The sequence below is a fragment of the Actinomadura sp. NPDC049753 genome (assembly GCF_040674655.1).
Lineage (GTDB): Bacteria > Actinomycetota > Actinomycetes > Streptosporangiales > Streptosporangiaceae > Spirillospora > Spirillospora verrucosospora.
In genome coordinates, this window is the sequence record NZ_JBFARL010000064.1 from 1 (window position 1) to 18726 (window position 18726).

Annotated in this window: 17 protein-coding genes; 4 read left to right on the forward strand and 13 right to left on the reverse strand. The window is 73.8% G+C overall.

Annotation, left to right across the window (positions count from 1 at the left end; translation table 11 throughout):
• Positions 1-41 precede the first annotated feature (41 nt).
• Together AB0K37_RS18485 and AB0K37_RS18490 are read right to left on the reverse strand one after the other, a co-directional pair.
• Positions 42-383, reverse strand: a complete 342-nt coding sequence (locus tag AB0K37_RS18485) for a HEAT repeat domain-containing protein (RefSeq protein ID WP_363982186.1) — start codon at positions 381-383, stop codon at positions 42-44.
• A gap of 76 nt (positions 384-459) precedes the next feature.
• The gene (locus AB0K37_RS18490) at positions 460-903 is read right to left on the reverse strand and encodes a MarR family transcriptional regulator (RefSeq protein WP_363982189.1); all 444 of its coding nucleotides are present in this window, start codon (positions 901-903) and stop codon (positions 460-462) included.
• A gap of 51 nt (positions 904-954) precedes the next feature.
• Here AB0K37_RS18490 and AB0K37_RS18495 point away from each other — a divergent pair, with 51 nt between their 5' ends.
• The 4 genes from AB0K37_RS18495 (at position 955) to AB0K37_RS18510 (ending at position 6099) form a co-directional block, all read left to right on the forward strand.
• On the forward strand, positions 955-2100 hold the full coding sequence (locus AB0K37_RS18495) for an ABC transporter substrate-binding protein (RefSeq protein WP_363982192.1): 1146 nt from the start codon (positions 955-957) through the stop codon (positions 2098-2100).
• A 91-nt stretch (positions 2101-2191) separates the two neighbouring features.
• Entirely contained in the window at positions 2192-3598 is a 1407-nt protein-coding gene (locus AB0K37_RS18500) for an APC family permease (protein WP_363982194.1), read from the forward strand.
• Positions 3595-4605, forward strand: coding sequence for an acetamidase/formamidase family protein (locus tag AB0K37_RS18505; protein ID WP_363982196.1), 1011 nt, complete (start codon positions 3595-3597; stop codon positions 4603-4605). Before AB0K37_RS18500 ends, AB0K37_RS18505 begins: the two co-directional genes overlap by 4 nt.
• A gap of 141 nt (positions 4606-4746) precedes the next feature.
• A complete protein-coding gene (locus AB0K37_RS18510) occupies positions 4747-6099 on the forward strand; it encodes a hypothetical protein (protein WP_363982199.1) in 1353 nt (450 codons plus the stop codon).
• 66 nt (positions 6100-6165) lie between these two features.
• Here AB0K37_RS18510 and dacB read toward each other — a convergent pair whose 3' ends face one another.
• From dacB to AB0K37_RS18565, 11 genes are all read right to left on the reverse strand, one after another.
• Positions 6166-7725 (reverse strand): D-alanyl-D-alanine carboxypeptidase/D-alanyl-D-alanine-endopeptidase, encoded by a 1560-nt coding sequence (dacB, locus tag AB0K37_RS18515; RefSeq protein ID WP_363982202.1) that lies wholly within the window; start codon positions 7723-7725, stop codon positions 6166-6168.
• 56 nt (positions 7726-7781) lie between these two features.
• On the reverse strand, positions 7782-8468 hold the full coding sequence (locus AB0K37_RS18520) for a spherulation-specific family 4 protein (protein ID WP_363982205.1): 687 nt from the start codon (positions 8466-8468) through the stop codon (positions 7782-7784).
• On the reverse strand, positions 8465-9460 hold the full coding sequence (locus tag AB0K37_RS18525) for an NAD(P)-dependent oxidoreductase (protein ID WP_363982208.1): 996 nt from the start codon (positions 9458-9460) through the stop codon (positions 8465-8467). Before AB0K37_RS18525 ends, AB0K37_RS18520 begins: the two co-directional genes overlap by 4 nt.
• On the reverse strand, positions 9457-10191 hold the full coding sequence (locus tag AB0K37_RS18530) for a nucleotidyltransferase family protein (protein ID WP_363982211.1): 735 nt from the start codon (positions 10189-10191) through the stop codon (positions 9457-9459). Before AB0K37_RS18530 ends, AB0K37_RS18525 begins: the two co-directional genes overlap by 4 nt.
• Positions 10192-10203: 12 nt before the next feature.
• Positions 10204-11199: an SDR family NAD(P)-dependent oxidoreductase gene (locus AB0K37_RS18535; protein WP_363982214.1), complete on the reverse strand. Its 996-nt coding sequence runs from the start codon at positions 11197-11199 to the stop codon at positions 10204-10206.
• Between the two features lie 14 nt (positions 11200-11213).
• On the reverse strand, positions 11214-12554 hold the full coding sequence (locus AB0K37_RS18540) for a hypothetical protein (protein WP_363982217.1): 1341 nt from the start codon (positions 12552-12554) through the stop codon (positions 11214-11216).
• On the reverse strand, positions 12551-13984 hold the full coding sequence (pelF, locus tag AB0K37_RS18545; protein WP_363982220.1) for a GT4 family glycosyltransferase PelF: 1434 nt from the start codon (positions 13982-13984) through the stop codon (positions 12551-12553). The genes AB0K37_RS18540 and pelF overlap by 4 nt, the downstream gene beginning before the upstream one ends.
• A 17-nt stretch (positions 13985-14001) precedes the next feature.
• Positions 14002-16002, reverse strand: coding sequence for a hypothetical protein (locus AB0K37_RS18550; RefSeq protein ID WP_363982223.1), 2001 nt, complete (start codon positions 16000-16002; stop codon positions 14002-14004).
• Between the two features lie 215 nt (positions 16003-16217).
• A complete protein-coding gene (locus tag AB0K37_RS18555) occupies positions 16218-16865 on the reverse strand; it encodes a response regulator transcription factor (protein ID WP_363982226.1) in 648 nt (215 codons plus the stop codon).
• A 137-nt stretch (positions 16866-17002) separates the two neighbouring features.
• Positions 17003-18046 (reverse strand): maleylacetate reductase, encoded by a 1044-nt coding sequence (locus tag AB0K37_RS18560; protein ID WP_363982229.1) that lies wholly within the window; start codon positions 18044-18046, stop codon positions 17003-17005.
• Between the two features lie 142 nt (positions 18047-18188).
• Complete coding sequence (locus AB0K37_RS18565; protein WP_363982232.1) at positions 18189-18656, reverse strand: MarR family winged helix-turn-helix transcriptional regulator; 468 nt, start codon at positions 18654-18656, stop codon at positions 18189-18191.
• Positions 18657-18726 lie beyond the last annotated feature (70 nt).

An 18726-nucleotide genomic window follows, 5' to 3' on the forward strand; every position in this document is an offset into this window, starting at 1 on the left:
GGCCGTGCCCCCGCGCCCCCGCGGCGCGCCCGGGGCCGGGGCTAGGAGATCCAGCCGCCGGCCTGCGCCTGGTCGAGGACCTCGTCGGCCTCGCGGGTGTCGAGCATCTCCAGCCCGCGGACCGCCCAGAACCGCAGCGACTCGTCGGGGCTCTCCAGCTGGCCGCGGAACACCTCCAGGGCCTCCGGCGCCCTAGCCTCGGCGATCAGTTCGAGCAGCCAGCACCGCAGGCCGGGGTCGTCCCGCTCCGCCGCGAACTCCGCGATCAGCTCGCCGACGTAGGCGTCGGCGTGCTCGCGCAGGAAGTCGAACGCGTCCTCCCGGACCCGCGGCTCCCTCGTCCGCATCTGCTGCATGGCCTGATCGAAACGCCGCCGCGACATGCGCCGACCTTACGGTCGCTCCCTGACAGAACGAACACCGACGCGCCCACTGTGCACAGGGGAGGCGGGCACCGGGTCAGCGGAGGCCCTTCCAGAGGTCGGACAGGAGGTCGGACAGGTTCTGGATCGTGTCGCCGTGCCGCTCGGCGAGGGCCTGCTCGTGCGCGCGGGCCAGCGCCTCCAGCCGCTCCAGCTTGGCGCGGCCCAGGTCGGAGACGTGCACCGACACACGGCGGCGGTCCCGGGTCGAGTGGGACCGGTAGAGGTAGGCGGAGTCGACCAGGGAGTCCACGAGCCGGGTCAGGGTGGGGTGCGGGATCTCCACGATGAGCGCCAGCTCGCCCATCGAGACGTCGTCGGCCGCGGCGAGGGCGCGCAGCACCCGCCACTGCTCGACCGTCGCGCCCTCCTCGTCCAGGCGGGCGCCGAGGCCGCGGGCCAGGGCCCGCTGCGTCCGGGTGAGCAGGTCGACGAGTTCGGTCTCCGCCGCGCGCGCCGCCGCGCCGTGCCGCTCGACCACCCGGTGCCTCCCTCGCCAGCCGCCCGTGGGAAGAGCATACTTGGCCTGGTCATGACGGGTTCGGCGATCATGCGCGCGGTGGTGCGGGACGGCACGGGGTTGCTGGTCACCGGGCCGGATCCCGCCGTGCTGCGGCTCGGACTGCTGCTGCCGCTGTCGGGGCCCCTCGGCCTGACCGGGCCTTCCGGGCTGAGCGCCGCGTGCCTCGCCGCGACCGAGGTCAACGCCTCCGGCGGGGCGGCGGGACGGCCCGTCGAGCTGGTGCCGGTGGACGCCGGGCGGGCGCCGGGCGCGGTGGCGGGCGAGGCCCGGTTCCTCGCCGACGCCGGGCTCGTCCAGGCGTTCGTCGGGTTCCACACGAGCGACGTGCACCGCGGCCTGGAGGCCGCGCTCGCCGGGCGGGTGCCGTACGTGTTCACGCCGCCGCACGAGGGCGGGCCGCGGCGGCAGGGCGTGGTGCTGCTCGGCGACTCACCGGACCGGCAGCTCGGCTCCGCGCTGCGCTGGCTGAGCGCGCGACTGCGGCTGCGGCGCTGGGCGCTGCTGGGCAGCGACTACATCTGGCCGCGGGCGGTGCACCGGGCGGCGGCGCGGCAGGTCCGGGCGGCGGGCGGCGAGGTGGTGCTGGACCGGCTCGTGCCCTTCCCGTGGGCGGTCGGCGACGACCCGGAGGCGCGCTTCGAGGAGGTCGTGCTCGCGCTGGCGCGGACGGGCGCGGAGGCGGTCCTGCTCAGCCTGGTCGGCCGGGACCTGGCCGTGTTCAACCGGGTGTTCACCGCCTCGCGGCTGTCCGCCGGGGTGGTCCGGCTGTCGGGGGCGCTGGAGGAGAACGTCCTGCTCGCCACCGGCGGGGACGACACCGGGGAGCTGTACTCGGCGATGCGGTCGTTCGCCGGGCAGGGGGACGAGCGGCAGCTCGCGCTGGCCGAGCGGTACCGGACGGTGTTCGGCGAGGCGGCCCCCGTCCTGGACGCCTACGCGGAGGGCTGCTACGACGGCGTCCACCTGCTGGCGGCACTGGCCGCCGCGGGCATGCTGACCGCGCGGGAGGGGCGGTCGGCCTCGGCGCGGCTGCTGGCGGGCGCCGACCCCGTCGCGCGGCGCGCCTGGTCGGCGGCGCCGCTCGGCCCGCCGCGCCCGGAGGGCTATCTGGCCAGGGCTGACGGGCTGGACCTCACCGTCGTCACCCGCCTCTGAGGTCTTTGCGGATCAAACCTTTTCATTTGAAAAGATTGCCTCTAGGGTTCGCTGAGCGGGAACGACCCGCGTCCTCGCCCGAGGAGGGACCATGGCCGTCGACCCCACGCCGCCGGAGGGCATCGAGCGCTACGGGTACACCCAGGAGCTGCGGCGCTCCCTCACGTTCCGGGACCTCGTGGTCTACGGGCTGATCTTCATGGTGCCGATCGCGCCGTTCGGCATCTTCGGCAGCGTCTTCGAGGGCTCGGGCGGCATGGTCGCGCTCGCCTACGCCATCGGGATGCTGGCCATGCTGTTCACCGCCGGCTCGTACGCGCAGATGTCGCGGGCGTTCCCGATGGCCGGGTCCGTCTACACCTACGCCGGGCGAGGCATCGCGGCGCCGGTCGGGTTCCTGTCCGGCTGGATGATCCTGCTCGACTACGTGCTGGTGCCGGCCCTGCTGTACCTGATCGCCAGCGTGGCGATGAACTCGCTGGTGCCCGGCGTCCCGGTGTGGCTGTGGCTCATCGCGTTCGTCGTGCTCAACACGGCCGTCAACTTCTTCGGCATCGAGATGACCGCGCGGATCAACCGGATCATGCTGGTCGCCGAGCTGGTCATCCTGGCGGTCTTCCTGGTGGTGGGCCTGGTGGCGCTCGCCCAGGGCAAGGGCCACGGCGGAGGGAGCCTCAGCCCGATCTACAACGGCTCGACGTTCTCGTGGGGGCTGGTGTTCGGCGCCGTGTCGATCGCGGTCCTGAGCTTCCTCGGCTTCGACGGCATCTCCACGCTGGCCGAGGAGAACCGCGAGTCGGCCCGCGCCATCGGACGGTCCATGGTGGCCGCGCTGCTGCTGGTCGGCGTGCTGTTCATCGTCCAGACGTGGGTGGCGTCGCTGCTGGTCACCGACCCGGACAAGCTCGTCGGCGAGGGCGACCCGGACGGCACCGCGTTCTACGACGCCGCGCGGGTCGCGGGCGGCGCGTGGCTGGCCAAGCTGACCGCGCTGGCCACCGCCATCGCGTGGGGCTTCGCCAACTCGCTCGTCGCGCAGGCCGCGACGTCCCGGCTGCTGTACGCCATGGCGCGGGACCGGCAGCTGCCGAGGTTCCTCGCCAGGGTGCATCCCCGGCGGCAGGTCCCGGTCAACGCGACCCTGCTGGTCGCGGCCGTCTCGCTGGGCCTCGGCCTCTACATGGAGCAGCGCGAGGACGGCATCACGCTGCTCAGCTCGCTCGTCAACTTCGGCGCCATGACGGCCTTCCTGGTGCTGCACGTCTCGGTCGTCGTCCACTACGTCGTCCGGTCGGGCAGCCGGGACTGGTGGCGCCACCTGATCGCGCCGGCGATCGGCTTCGGCATCCTCGCCTACGTGGTGGTCAACGCGAAGGTCGCCGCGCAGGAGCTGGGCTTCCTGTGGCTCGGCGTCGGGCTGGTGCTGCTGGTCGGGCTGCTGGTCACCAACCGCCGTCCGGCCCTGGCCGGCATCGCAGAGGAGGAGAACGAGAAGTGACGTTCGACGTGGTCTCCATGACGGGAACCGAGCCCGGCTTCGCGTTCGGCGGCCGGGAGGCGGCGCTCACGGTCGCGCCCGGCACCGTCGTGGAGCTGACGACCGAGGACTGCTTCGGCGGCGCCGTCCGGGGAGTGGACGACCTGCCGAGCCGGGTGTGCTCCTTCCCCTACCTCAACCCCGTCACCGGCCCCATCGCCGTCGCGGGCGCCGAGCCCGGCGACGCGGTCGCGGTGCACTTCGTGGACATCCGCCCCGCCCGCGACTGGGCCGTCTCGTCCACGTTCCCGCACTTCGGGGCGCTGACCGCGACGCACACGACGGCGATGCTGCACCAGGCCCTGCCGGAACGGGTGTGGATCTACGACGTGGACGCCGCCCGCGGGGTCTGCCGTTTCCGCGCCCGCGAGAGCGAGCTGGAGATCGAGCTGCCGCTCGACCCCATGCACGGCACCGTGGGCGTGGCCCCGGCCGCCGGCGAGGTGATCATGAGCATCACCCCGGGCGCGCACGGCGGCAACATGGACACCCCGGAGATGCGCGCGGGCACCACCGCGTACTTCCCGGTCAACGTGCCGGGCGGCCTGATCTCGATCGGCGACGGCCACTGCCGCCAGGGCGAGGGCGAGGTCTGCGGCACCGCCGTGGAGGCGGCGATGGAGACCGTCGTGGTCGTGGACCTGATCAAGGGGGCCGCACCGGCCTGGCCGCGCCTGGAGGACGACCTCCACCTGATGTCGACCGGGTCGGCCCGCCCGCTGGAGGACGCGTTCCGGATCAGCCAGCACGACCTGGTGACCTGGACGTCCTCGCTGCTCGGCCTGGACGAGCTGGACGCCTACCAGCTGGTCAGCCAGGCGGCGCTCGCCCCGGCGGGCAACGTCGTCGACACCAACTACACGATGCTCGCGAAGATGCCCAAGACCGCTCTGCCGGGCGCCTCCGCCTACGACGGCGTCCACGAGCGCCTGCGCGACACCGCCGAAGGCTACCTCTCCCAACGCTGACGACGCCGGCGCTCCGCCTCCCACTTCATCACTCTCCGCATTCGTATAATTCCGATGCGTTGCGACGTTCGGGGGCGGAGCGCGACCGCGCGCTCCGCGGGAGGGGTGTGCGTCTTGAGGACGAGCTGGAGAGTGGCAGGCGTGGCCGTCGGGACGGCCGCCGCCGCGGTCGTGTCCACGGGATGGTCCGTGGGGACGGCGGGAGGCGGCGGCCGGTGGAAGCTGGTCGCGCAGGAGCGGTTCGACCGGCCGCTGCGCGTCGACGGGGCGCCGTGGCGGCTCGACCCGCAGGGCCCGCGCAGCCCGTGGGCGGTCGACGCGTTCGACGACGACGGGGCGGCCTGGAAGAAGATCAGCGGGCCGCTGTTCGAGCGGCAGATGAAGACCCTCAACGTGTTCCGCAAGCGCGTCGCCTTCGGGCAGCGGGGGTGGCTGACCGCGGAGGTCGCCGCGGTAGACAAGGACCGCGACGGGCGGCCCGACTCCCGTCCGGGGCTGTCGGCCGTGACGCTGCCGGGCGGGCACCACGTCGCGCGGATCTCCGAGCCGAGCTGGGACGCGGGCGTCCTGATCCGGCCGACCCGCGCGCTGCCCCGGTACTACCGGGTGGAGATGACGCTGCGGGGCATCCAGTTCGGCGGGAAGCGGGGCGGCACGTTCGACTACAACGGCAGGCACAACGGGTACACCAAGGAACCGTGCAAGACCCGGTACCCCTGGACCTTCCAGGGCGCGCTGCCCGGCAAGTCCCGGTGCCAGTACCCTGACGTCACGCGGGAGAACGGGTTCTACTACCTGACGATCCTCGACCACGCGAACCCGGCGCCGCACGGCAACCCCGGCATCCACTTCCGGCGCAAGGCCATCATGGACGGCTACTACAGCGACGACGCCCGCTGGAAGAACGCCGCGACCTGCAACCCGAAGACCCGCACGATGTACCGGACGTTCGACGGCACCTTCAACGGCGTCAACGCGCTGTTCCCACGCGGCGACCTGTTCCGCGAGACCGCCAACAACAACATCAGCAACGAGTACTACGCCAAGACCGCGTGCGGGGAGGCGTCCATGGACCGGCGGTACGGGCCGGGCGGCCGGTTCGAGGGGCACCTGACCAGCGCCGAGCTGCGGCCGGAGCTGATGCCGAAGGCCGCCTACCGGTTCGCGATCGAGCGCGACCGCACCGGGTACACGCTGGAGATGAGCGGCCCGTTCCTGCACACCGGGCAGACCACGCTGCGCGTCCACCACGACTTCGTGGAGAACGGGCGCCCGATCTGGCACTACAACCAGACGCCGGGCGAGTACGACGGCCGCTTCGACCGCAGGCTCGTCCACAAGGGCCCGGCCGGGACGTACACGACCGAGCACAGCTGGCCCAAGGGCTCGGCCTACCCCGACTCCTTCATCATCGGCGACCCGCACCTCAACTACTACGAGGGCGAGGCGTACGTCGACGACGTCCGCCTCTACGTGCCCGAGCACCAGGGGTGAACGCCGGCGGGGCGCGTTCCCCCGCCGGCGGGACGCGCCCCGCCCCCGTCCAGAGGCGGTCGCCGGTCAGCAGCGGCCGATCCAGGAGCACTCCAGCTGCGGGGCGTTCCCGGAGGTGCGGAACGTCCGGACGGCGGCGGGGTCTCCCCCGGCCAGCCGGATCGCGACCTTGTCCTCGATGTCCTTGGGCGCCGCGCCCTGGTAGCCGTTCAGCACGACCGAGAAGACGAGCCGCCGCCCGGACGGGTCGGTGACGTAGCCCGAGAGCGCGGACGCGCCGGTCAGCGTCCCCGTCTTGGCGTGCACGTTGCCCGCGGCCGGGGTGTCCCGCATCCGCGACCGCAGGGTGCCGCCGTCGAGGCGGTCCGGGTCGCCGGCGACCGGCAGCGCCCGGTACCAGGCGCTGAACCAGGGCGCGCTCTGCGCCTTCCTCAGGATGGTGCTGACGTCCTGCGTGGTCGTGCGGTTCTCGCGCGAGAGCCCGGATCCGTCGGCCATGTCCAGCCGTGCGGTGGGGACGCCCTGGCCGCGGGCGTACCTCTCGACCACGGGCAGGCCCGCCGTCCAGCTCCCCTCGCCCGCCTTCTCCCGGCCGATCGCCTTGACCAGGGTCTCGGCGACCATGTTGTTGCTGAGCTTGAGGAACGGCACCATCAGCCGCGACAGCGGCATCGAGGAGCGGGCGGCGAGCGCGGCGGCGCCCTTCGGGGTCCTGCCGCGCTCGGTGGCGCCCTCGACCTCGACGCCGTGCGCCCGCAGCGCGCTCCGGAAGACGTCCGCCGCGTACAGACTGGGGTTCTCGACCGTGCGCAGGGTGGTGTAGGCCGCGCCGCCCGCGGGGTGGGAGCCGCTCACCACGATGGTGTCGCTGCCGTTGGCCCGGTTCACCGCCAGCGTGGACGGCGACCCGGGAGCGCCCGTGACCGCCCTGTTGTCGATCTTGACGGTACGGGTCGCCGGGACCAGCCCGACCTCGACCGGCGCGCCCTCGGCGGCGCCCGGCCTCACCGACACCTCGACCGATCCGGCGTCGAAGTCGTCGTCCGGCGCGACGGTCAGCGCGGACGTCTGCGCGGCGTAGTAGTACTGCAGGTCGGTGGGGTCCCAGTGGGAGGGCGTGCGGACGGCGTCGAACCAGGAGTCGTCCGCGACGAGGTCTCCCTCGACGCGCCGCACGCCCCGCGCCGCCACCTGGGCGGCGAGCCGGTCGTAGTCGGCGGCCCGCGTCGTCGGGTCGCCGGTCCCCTTGAGGTAGAGGTCGCCCTTGACGGACGATCCGGCCACCGCCCGCGCGTACACGCCGGTGCGGAACCGGTACCCGGGCCCGAGCAGCGACAGCGCCGCGCCCGACGTGTAGAGCTTCATGTTCGAGGCGGGCATCACCTGCGCCGTCGCGCCGCGCGAGTAGCGGACGGCGCCCGTGCGGGCGTCGCGCACCACGGCGCCGACGGTGGCGCCCTTCAGGCGGCTGTCGGCGAGGATGGCGTCGAGGTCCTTGCCCAGATCTCCCTTGGCGGCGGTGCCTGCCTTGGCGGTGGCAAGCGCCGCGGGGTGCATGGCGGGAGCGGCGAGCAGGGACGTCCCGGCGACCAGGACGGACGTGATTCGCACCAGTGGTCCACGCATGGGGTGTGAGCGTAAAGCACCAGCCGGACCATCGCAGCGGAACGACACGACCCCGATCAGTCCGCCGCGTAGACCAGGGAAAGCTCCCTGGAGAAGTACTCGGGCAGGCCGTTCCACGGGTTCGCTCCCGCCCGGTCGGTGATGTACACGACGCCTGCGTTGCAGCGTCTGGCACGCGCAAGCGCGCGCGGGAGAACCGACCGCGGCGCCGCGTAGACCAGATGGCAGAACCGCTCGGCGGGCAGCCGCGTCGCCCACTCGGGCGCACGGACGCGCCGGTACGTCGACCAGGGCCCCTCGAAGGTCACGAGCAGGTCGGCGAACCGCGCGTACGCCTCGTCGGGGTACGCGCCGTGGTTGAGGACGACGTGCTCCGCGCCCCGCGCCCGGACGCCCGCCACGATGCGCCGGTACCGCAGCACATGCTCCGGCACCGCGGACACCTGGTCGAGGAACACCGCCCGGACGCCGTACCACCGGCGGTACCGCCGCACCTCCTCCTCGATCTCGGCGGGCGGGCGGCGCCCGTACGCGGTGTCCACGTACCCGGCGAGCCGCACCCCGGCGGCGGACGTGCGGTGCGCGACGTCCGCGAACCCGCCGTCCCGCGCCGTGCCCGCGCCGCTGTCGACGTTGAGCACGACGGCGCCGAGACGAGGGTCGGCGAGGTCGGTCCAGTCGACGGCGCCGGGATGGAAGTACGCCGGCACGGCCACCGACGAAGCAAGCCCCGCCCCGCTCATGCCGTGCTCCCAGTGGGGGGACGACCCCCCACACCCCCCGGATCGCTCCGCTCCTCCCTGCCCCCTGTGGGGGGACGACCCCCCACACCCCCCGCATCGCTCCGCTCCTTAAGGTGCTCCGCCCAGAGATCGCGCAGTGACGTCGTCAGGTCGGTGACCGGGGTCCAGCCGAGCGCCCGGCCGGCGGCGCGGATGTCGGCGCGCTGCCAGGCCACGCCCGCCGACCGGTCCGAGCCCGCGGCGGACTCCAGCACCCGGCTCCGCGCGCCGGTGACGCGCAGCAGCAGCGTCGCCAGGTCCCGCAGCGGCGTGGCCCGCCCGCTGCCGACGTTCAGCACGGCGGGCAGCCCGCCGCGGGCGCGGACGGCGGCGACCACCGCGTCGGCGACGTCGCGCACGTCCACGAGGTCGCGGCTCGCGTCGAGCGGCCCCACCCGCACGTCCTCGCCGGTGCCCGCCGTGCGGCGCAGCTCGGCGGCGAGCCGCCCGGCCAGCGTGGTGCCGGGCGCGCCGGGCCCGACCGGGTTGAACACCCGCAGGACGACCGCGTCGAGCCCGGCGGCGCGGACGAGCTCCGTCCCGGCCAGCTTCGTCACCCCGTACGGGCCGAGCGGGCGCGGCGGCGCGAGCTCCGAGACGGGCGTGCCCTGCACGACGTGCCCGTACTCGGCGGCCGAGCCGAGGTGCACGAGCCGGACGGGCCCCGGCGCCGCCGCCACCCCCGCGAGGAGGTTCGCGACGGCGACGACGTTGCCCCGGACGAGTTCCGTGGAGGACCCGTGCGTGACCCCGGCGCAGTTGACGACCACGTCCGGCGCGACGCGCCGGACGGCCGCCGCCACGGCGCCGGGGCCGGCGGTCAGGTCCAGCGGCAGGCCGCCGAGCCCCGGTGACCGTCCGGCCGCGACGACGTCGAATCCGGCGGCGGCCGCCCGCGCCCGGACGTGCCGGCCGACGAACCCCGTCGCGCCGACCAGCAGGATCCGGCTCATGACCGCCGGGAGGCCGGGACGCGGCCCTCCAGCAGTTGCGGGCGCAGCGCGGGGAACTCGGCGTTGGCCCGGTCGTAGTCGGCGGGCCGGCCGATGTCGAGCCAGTACCCGTCGAACCGGTACGCGCGCGGATGGCGCCCGGCCGCCAGCAGGTCGAGGACGAGCTCGTCGAAGCCGAGCGGGAAACCCGGCTCGTACTCGGCGAGCGCGGCGGCGGACACCCCGTACACGCCCATGCTGACCTGGTAGTCGAGCGTGGGCTTCTCGGCGAACTCGACGACCCGCCCGTCGACGGCGGTGAGGACGCCGAAGTCGATGTCGACCTTCCGCGCGTACGTGGCGACGGTCAGCGGGGGCCGGGCCGCGCGGTGCTCGCCCAGCAGCCCGGCGAAGTCGAGGTCGGTGAGGACGTCGCCGTTGGTCACCAGGAACTCGGCGGGGAGCCGGTCCCGCATGGTCAGCAGCGGGCCGATGGTGCCGAGCGGCGCCTCCTCGGAGGCGTAGTCGACGCGCAGCCCCCACCGGCTCCCGTCACCGACGTAGGACCGGATGAGGTGCCCGAGGTGCCCGATGGCCAGCGTCACGGTGGTGAACCCCTGCCGGGACAGCTGGTGCAGCAGGATCTCCAGGATGGAGTACTCGTCGCCTATGGGGACGAGCGGCTTCGGAAGGGTCGTCGTGTACGGGCGCAGCCGCACTCCCTTGCCGCCCGCGAGGATGACGGCGTGCATGATGGGGCCTCACTAGATGGTGTAGGTGGACGTCCGGTAGCGCGCCAGGTTGGCGGGGTCGAGGAACCACTCGACGGTCTGCTTGAGGCCCTCTTCGAGGGTGTGCCGGTGCCGCCAGCCGGTGACGCGGCGCAGCCGGCCGCTGTCGCAGACGAGCCGCATGACCTCCGACGCCGCGGGGCGCTCGCGGTCGGCGGCGCCCCGGAACTCGGGGTCGGCGCCCATCAGGCCGGCGATGGTCCGGGCGAGCCGCCCCATGGAGATCTCCACGCCGGTGCCGGAGTTGAACGTGCCGCCGACGACGTCCCCGGCGGGCGCCGTGCCGAGCGCGACGAACGCCTCGGCGGTGTCGCGGACGAACGTGAAGTCGCGGGTGGGTTCGAGCGCCCCGACCTCGACCGCGCCGGTCCCGGCGGCGATCTGGCCGACGACGGTGGGGATGAACGCGCGCGCCGACTGGCGCGGCCCGAAGGTGTTGAACGGGCGCAGCGTCACGGCGGGCAGGCCGAACGAGGCGTGGTAGCTCTCCACCAGCTGGTCCGCCGCGATCTTCGTGGCCGCGTACGGGGACTGCGCCTGGAGGGGATGCGACTCGTCGATGGGGACGCGCCGCGCCGTCCCGTACGTCTCGCTGGTGGAGGTGTGGACGAGCCGCGGCGTCTCCTCGTCCCGCACGGCCTCCAGGACGTTCAGGGTCCCGGTGACGTTGGTGTCGACGTACGAGCGGGGCGCCCGGTAGGAGTACGGGATCGCGATCAGCGCGGCCAGGTGGTAGACGGCCTCCGCGTCCCGGACCAGGCCGCGCACCGACGCCGGGTCCCGGACGTCGCCCGGCACCACGTCCACCTGCTCCATCACGTCGGGCGCGGCGTCGTCGAGCCATCCCCAGGACGCGAACGAGTTGTACTGCACCATGGCCCGGACGCGATGCCCGCGTTCCACGAGCGCTTCGACCAGGTGGGAGCCGATGAACCCGTCGGCTCCCGTCACGGCGACCGTGTTCTGCATCGGTTGTCTGCCCTTCATCGATGGGAGGTCGCGCGGGCCAGGACGCGGCCCGCGTGGATCGTGAGGAGGACGAGCAGCCCGCACGCGGCGGCGAGCTGGACCGTGGCGGGGGCCGCGTCCGGCAGGGCCGGGACCGCCGCGGCCTCGGCGGTCAGGGCGCAGGCATATCCGGCGAGGGCGGCGCCGATGCGGCCGCAGGCCTGCAGGACGAGGGCCACGAAGAACGCGCAGCCGAGCGCGGCGAACCCGCCGAGCGTCCGCGCCGTGACGGCCGTGGCGGGCAGGGGGGCGATGACGGCGGCGGCGGCGGTGATCGCCAGCAGCGCCGCCAGGTACTGGACGAGCGCCCGGGCCAGGACGGTGCGGGCGGCGCGCGTGAACCCGGCCATGCCGGTGTGCGACCGCAGCAGGTCGTGGACGCGCCGGCGGTAGGCGTACAGGACCCATTCCGCGCAGCCCATCGACAGCGAGAGCGACAGCACCGCCACCGTCGTGGTCCCCGACGGGACGGGGCGGCCCGCCAGCGCGCACAGCAGCGTGTACGTCAGCAGCCCGCCGGTCAGCACGCCGAAGAGGGCGAACGGCAGCGCCGCCCTGAGGTCCGCGCGTGTCACCTTCGGACGTCCGGCGCCGCGTGTGCAGAGAAGCGCGAGCACCGCCGTGGCCGCGAGCGACACCGCCCACGCGCCCCAGACCGCGGCGGGCGGCCCGTGCCCGGCGAGGTGGAGCGTCCCCGCGGCGACGCCGGGGAGCAGCGCCGGGAGGAGCCACACCTCGGCGCCGCTGACCTGCACGGCCGTGGCGGACAGCAGGTAGGCCGACAGCCCGGCGGACAGCGCCGTGGCCATCGTGCCCGCTCCCAGGAGGACGCCTGTGCCCACCGTGGCCGGGACGACGGCCAGCGTCCCGCCGGCAAGCCCGTAGCGCAGGACGCCGGACGCCGCCGCCCGGCCCGCGAGCCCCAGCCGGACGTACCCGAGGTAGGCCGTCCCCTGGCTGAACGCCCAGGACAGCAGCAGTGAGAACACCAGGAGGACGCCCGCGCCCGTTCCGTCCAGCACCTGGGAACCGGAGACGTAGCAGAGCCCGGGGAGGCCGAACAGCGCGCCGCGCAGCAGGTGGCGCAGCGGCTCGGGCCTCCACGGCGCCTCGGCGTTCTCGGGCGGCGGCGGGCGGCGCGGCGTCCGGGCGTACAGGTCCTCGGCGAGCGCGAACACGTCCGGATGGCCGTACTCCTTGGCCGCCTCGTCATTGACGCCCTCCGCCTCCAGCCCGGCCGTGACCTCCAGCGCGTCGACGGCGCCCGCGCAGAGGTCGGCCATGCGCTCGCGCAGGCCCTCCACCGAGGCGCTCACGCGAGCCTCGCCTCGGCCGCCGGGCGGTTCGCGCCGCCGGGCGCGCGCAGCCCCGCGTAGATCTCCCGGAACGCGTCGATCGCGCGGTCCACGGTGAACAGCTCCAGCGCCCGCTCCCGCGCGGCCCGGCCGAGCCGCCGCCGCGCCATCTCGTCCCCGAGCAGCCGCAGGCACGCGTCCGCCATCTGGCGCGGCGCGCGCGGCGGGACGACCAGGCCGGTGTCGGCGACCGCCTCCCGCACCCCGCCGACGTCGGTCGCGACGGTCGCGCGGCCGCAGGTCATCGCCTCGATCAGCGTGTAGGGGAAACCCTCGGAGATGCTCGACAGGACGACCACCGTGCCCGCCGCGTAGGCGTCGCGGATGTCGTCGACCCGCCCCTCGAACGTGGCCCGCCCGGCGATGCCGAGGTGGGCGACGAGCTCCTCGCAGCGGGCCCGGTACCGCTCCCCGCCGGACGGGGTGCCGCCGAACATCCGCAGCCGCGCCTCCGGCAGCTCCTCCCGCACCAGCGCGAACGCCCGGATCAGCGTCTCCAGGTCCTTGATCGGGTCGACGCGCCCCGCCCAGCTGAGGGTGGGGCCGGCGGGTTCGGCGCCGGCGGCCGGGAAGCTCGCCGGGTCCACGCCGTTGTAGACCGTCTCCATGTTCCCGGGGTCGGCGCCGCACCTCACCTCCCACCGCTGGTTGTAGAGGTTGGCGGGGGTGAGCAGGTCGGCCGTGCGGTAGCCGGCGGCGCACAGCAGGCGCATGAAGCCGAGCACCACCGCCTTGACCGGCCATGCGAACGGCGACCGCCGCATCCCGATATAGCGTTCCCGCAGGTAGATGCCATGTTCGGTGAGGCACAGCGGGGTTCCGTGGGTCCATTTGGCGGCGAGGCCGGGCAGCACGGGGATGCCGTTGGACACGGCGTGCGTGACGTCGGCGCGCGGCGGCGGGACGGTCAGCGGGCGCAGCAGGTGCTCCAGCAGGTCGATCGCCGTGAGCGCGTCGTGGACGGTGGGCCGGACGCCGATCCGGTCGAACTCGTCGGCGCGGGCCGTCCAGGCGTCCATGAGCCAGCGGACGGGCCCCTCGGCGCGCATCGCCGCACCGAGGTCGCTCGTCCGCCCGAACTCGAACAGCCCGCGCAGGATGTGGGGGAACACCTCCGCGTCCCGGGAGGGCGCGAGGACCGCGTCCAGGAAGGGGCGCAGGAGCCGCTCGAACCGGCGGGCGTCGCCGCGGGACGGGGGCCGCCCTCCGGACGGCCCCCACATCGGGAGGGACTCGGCGGTCACATGGCCGGGAAGGTCCCAGACCACCGGCTCCGACCCGGTGGTCGTGAGCGCCCGGACATGGAACGAGTGCTCCGGCATGCCCTGGACGAGCTGGTCGCACCAGACGCTCACGCCACCGTAGTTGTGCGGATACGTTCCCTCCGTCACCAGGGTGATCTCCAACGTCAGGCTCCGGGCGGGGTGAGGGTGACGTCCCCGGCCCGGTGGTCCGAGCGCTCGCCCGCGTAGGCCCGGCCGAACGGCTCGCCGCCCTCCCGGGTGCCCTCCGGCATGGTGACCGGCACGTCGAGGCCGCCGGGCGCCTTGATCGTGACCTTGCCGTCCTGCAGGTAGGCGGTGACGTCGCCGCCCCTGAGCGCGGCGCGCCACGCGTCCTTCCGGCGCAGTTCCGCGCCCGCCGCCGACATCGGGACGTTCGTCACCGGGGTGTCGTCGGCGAACACCGCGCGGTAGTCGGCGAGGACCCGGTCGAGCAGCGTGTACAGGATGCGGCCCTCGGTGAGGTTCGACTGGTGCGCGTAGTGCGGGCGCGGGTCGTTGCCGAGGACGTGCGACAGCGTGATCCGCGTGTCGGTCGGGACGATGTGGGACGTGAACCCGGTGGCCGGGTCGAGCGGCGTGATGCACGTCGTCGTGTCGGGATGGTCCTCGCACAGGCCGCTGCCGCCGTCGGCCCGGCGCGTGTAGATGTAGTTGTACTCGTCGACCTCCTCGGCCTCCGTCGCGACGTTGAAGAAGACGCTGAGCGGATGGCGCGGGACGGTCCGCACGCTTCCGAGCTCCCGCTGCCCGCTCTCGCGGGAGGCGTCGCCCGCCGTCCACTCGACGCCGGTCCCGGCCAGCGCGGGCCCGAGGTTCGGGTTGTCGTCGGGCTGCTGCGGCAGGATGCGCAGGCCCGAGTGCTCGCCGGTGACCAGTTCGGCGGTGTCGAGGGCGATGCCGCGGGCGGTCGCCCAGTCGATGTTCCTGGTGACCTCCTGCTTGATGTCGTCGGCGCCGACGTAGAGGGTCTCGCCGGTCTCCGGGTCCTTCAGGCACGTCCACGGCCGGATCCGCAGGTCCTGCCGGCAGCCGAGGAAGGCGTGGCCGAAGGTGTGGTTCACCCAGCGGAACCTGCCGCGGGCGGCGACGAAGGCGTCGGCGAGCGGGTCGCTTCCCTTCTCGCGTATCTCGTCGTCGCTGCCGTCGCCGTTGAACGCCAGGTCGAGCGCGAACCCGCGCCGCGTCTGCCACTGGTCGGCGAACGCGACGTCCTCGGGCTTCATGCGGATCTCTTCGGTGAACGTCGGGCCCTCGCAGTCCTCGTGCGGAGTGCAGTCGTCCTCGGTGCTCCACCGCGCGTCGGGCAGGAACACGTCGTCGACGTGGACGCCGAAGTAGTTGCGGCTGTAGCCGAGGTGGACGCCCTTGGTCAGCCAGGTGACGATGCCGTGGCCGATCGTCCGGGACTGCCACTGGTCGCTGTTGGCGCTGAAGGTCAGCACCATCTCGCTGCGCCCGTCGTGGGTGTAGACGCCGCCGAGCGTTCCCGTCCTGCCCTGGACGGTTCCGGTGAGGAACGTCTGGAAGGACGCCCCGGTCGCGGGATCGTCCGGGAGCGGCGTCGCCAGGAAGCCGTAGCTCTCGCCGACGTCGGCGGCGTTGTCGTCGAACCGCACGGGCCCGCGCAGGTACCGGAACGCGTCGCCGCGCCCTGCGTCGGTGACCTGGGCCGTGGTCCCGTCCAGGGTGCCCGCGTACCCGGGGGCGTTCATCCCGACCGTGGAGGACGGGTAGACGTAGGAGTCGAGCTGGCGGATCTCGAACCGCTTCTCGTAGTCGGCGAGCACCGTCATCTCGGCGGCGTTGGAGAACGGCGCCGCGTTGGGCAGCACGACCGCCTGGTACCTGGCGCGCGGCGCCCCGTCGACGGTGTCGGACAGGAACGCCTCGTCGATCACCGGCCGGCCGGAGTCGCGCAGGTCGACGGTCGTGTGGGGGACGCCCTCGGTCGTCAACCGGTCCGCGACGGCCGACACCGAGCCGCTTCCGTCGGTGACGACGAGCACCCGCAGGTCGACGCGGGGCCCGGCGGCGGAGGCCGCGGGCTGCGGGCAGAGGGTCAGGGCGGCCGCTGCCAGCGCCCCGGCGAGGACGCTGAGAGCGGGGCGGCGCGGGAGGCTCACCGGGCCTCCCGGAGCACGCGACGACGGCGACTGGATTTCAACACCGTTCACATCCCGAATAGAAAAGCAATTGAGTTCTTTCGAACCGGACGACCAGAGCATGCGGGACCACAACAGGCAAGTAAAGGCGGAAGCCGGTCCCGTCTTCGACCGGGACCGGTCCTAGGACTCCGCAGGGCCTGCGGCGATCGGTTTACTGCGGCCCGTGATCGGGCTTAGGGGACGTCCGTCCCGCCGCCGGCGGACGCGGGACGCAATTCCTGCCAGCGGGCGATGGCGTGCTCGCGGCCGGCCGCGCCGAGCCGTTTGTAGATCTGGTGCGCGTGGTTCTTCACGGTCTTCTCCGCGATGACCAGGCGGCGCGCGATCTGCCGGTTGGTCAGCCCGGCGGCGATCAGGTCGAGGATCTCGGCCTCGCGGGCCGTCAGCCCGGGATCCGGCCGGACGGGCGGGCGCCGCGTCCCGTCGTGCAGCCAGCGCACGAGGGCGGTCACCACCGGCGGGGACAGCGACGACTGCCCGCGCCCGGCCGCGACCAGCACGTCCGCGAGGTCCGCCGGCTCGAAGTGGCCGTAGGTGAGGCAGCCGTGCGCCCCCGCCGCGAGCACCCCGACGAGGACGTGCGGGTCCTGCGTCGCGGTCGCCACGACGATTCGGACGTCGGCCCCGGCCCGGGTCAGCGATCCGACGGTGCTCGGGTGCGGCGGCGAGGCGTCCAGCAGCACCACGTGGGGCGTGCGGTCGCGGACGGCGGCGGGGGCGCGGTCCAGGGAGGCGCCCCCGGCGACGACCACGTGCGGCACCGCTTCCAGCAGCGACGCGAATCCGATCCGGGAGACCGGATTGTCACTGACAATCAGCACCCGAACCGATTTCGATTCGGACTCCGGACCGGGAGTGGACATACGCCAAGAATAGACGATCCGATTGACCGGCCCATTGAACGCGGGACAGCGGCGATCCTATTCGAAAATTGCGAGAATTATTCGCCACCGGCCGCTCACCACATCGCGTCGAGCAGTTCCGCGACCGCGTCGGCGTCCGGCGTGCGCGGGTTGGGATAGGGGTCGGCGGCCACCCGCCGGGCCATCTCGGGGAGCCGTTCGCGGGGGACGCCCAGGGCGGACAGGCGGGTCGGTCCCCGGTGCGCCCGGGCCAGCGCGGCGACGACCGCGACCGGGTCCGGCCCGGCCACCCGGGCCAGCCGGGCCGAGGCGGCGGGCGCCGACGGCAGGTTGAACGCCATGACGTGCGCCAGCAGCATCGTGTGCAGTTCGGCGTGCGGTAGGCCGAACGCCCCGCCGAGGACGTGCGCGAGCTGGTGGTGCAGCCCCATCCGGGTCCGCGCCAGGCAGATCCCGGCCAGCCACGCGGCCGACTGGAGACGCGCGCGCCCTTCCGGCCCCGTCAGGTCGTCCAGCACTTCGGGCAGCGCGCCCAGGATGCCGGCCACGGCCTCGGTCGCCAGCGCGTCCGTGACCATCGTCGCGTCCGGCGCCCACAGGGCCTCGACGGCATGGGCGAGCGCGTTCATCGCGCTGGTCCGGGTCAGCCCGGACGGCATGCCCAGGGTGAGGCGGGGGTCGTAGACGACCGTCCCGGGCGCCAGCGCCGGGGCGCGGCGCGTGGTCTTCACACCGTCCTCGGTCTCCCCCAGCACGGGCGTCATCTCCGAGCCCGCGTACGTGGTCGGCACCGCGACCTGCGGCATCCCCGTCCGCGCCGACACCGCCTTGGCCAGGCCGATCGCGGAGCCGCCGCCGACCGCGACCACGCAGTCCGCGCCCGCGGCCGCCTCCAGGGCGCGCGCCGTCACGGCGACCGGGGTGTGCGGGGCCGGCTCGTCGAAGCGCGCCGCGAGCCCGGCCCCGAGCGCCCCGGCGATCCGGTCGGCGGGCCCGGCGGCGGACGGCGCCGCGACCAGCAGCACCCTTCCCGCCCCGATCCGCGCGACCTCGTCCGCGACGAGATCGCTCGCGCCCGGCCCGATCAGGACGCGGGACGGCAGCGTCTCGTGGACGACGACCTCGTCCGCACTGCTCATGACGACCGGCCCGGCAAAAAGATCATGCTCACTCTCCTGTACGGCGCTACGGGCTTCTCTACCGCGTGACCTCTCTCTTACTCAGCGCCACAGCCCTCGCATACGACACACGCCTCCGCGGCGCCGCCCGGAGCGGCTCCGCTCAGCCCGCGTCCTCGGCGATCCCGCGGAGCAGCTCGACGAGGCGGTCCCGCTGGTCTCCGCCGAGCCGGCCGAAGAGCCGCTCGCCCACGTCGGCGGCGGCGCGCCGCCCGCGCTCCAGCGTCCGCGTCCCGTCCGGGGTCAGGCTGATGGAGTGGGCCCGGCGGTCCTGCGGGGCGCGCTCGCGCCGGACCAGGCCGCCGGCCTCCAGCTCGTCGACGATGCGCACCATCGTGGACTTGTCGATGCCGGTGAGGTCGATGAGGCGCCGCTGGCTGGACGGCCCGTACATCTCCAGGGCGAGCAGCATGCAGAACCCCCGCACGTCGACGCCGAGGGGGCGCAGTTCCTCGTTCATGCTCGCCCGGCTCCGGTTGTGCGCGGAGGCCAGCAGCATGCCGAGCCCCACGTGCCGGACGGCCGGGTCGCCGTCCTCGGACAGGATGCGTTCGAGCAGGTCGTCGAGCATGGCTCCAGTTTAGGGCCTTCTGATATAGTCTCAGATGAGACTTTCTTATGAGAGAGAGTTGGGTGGGCGG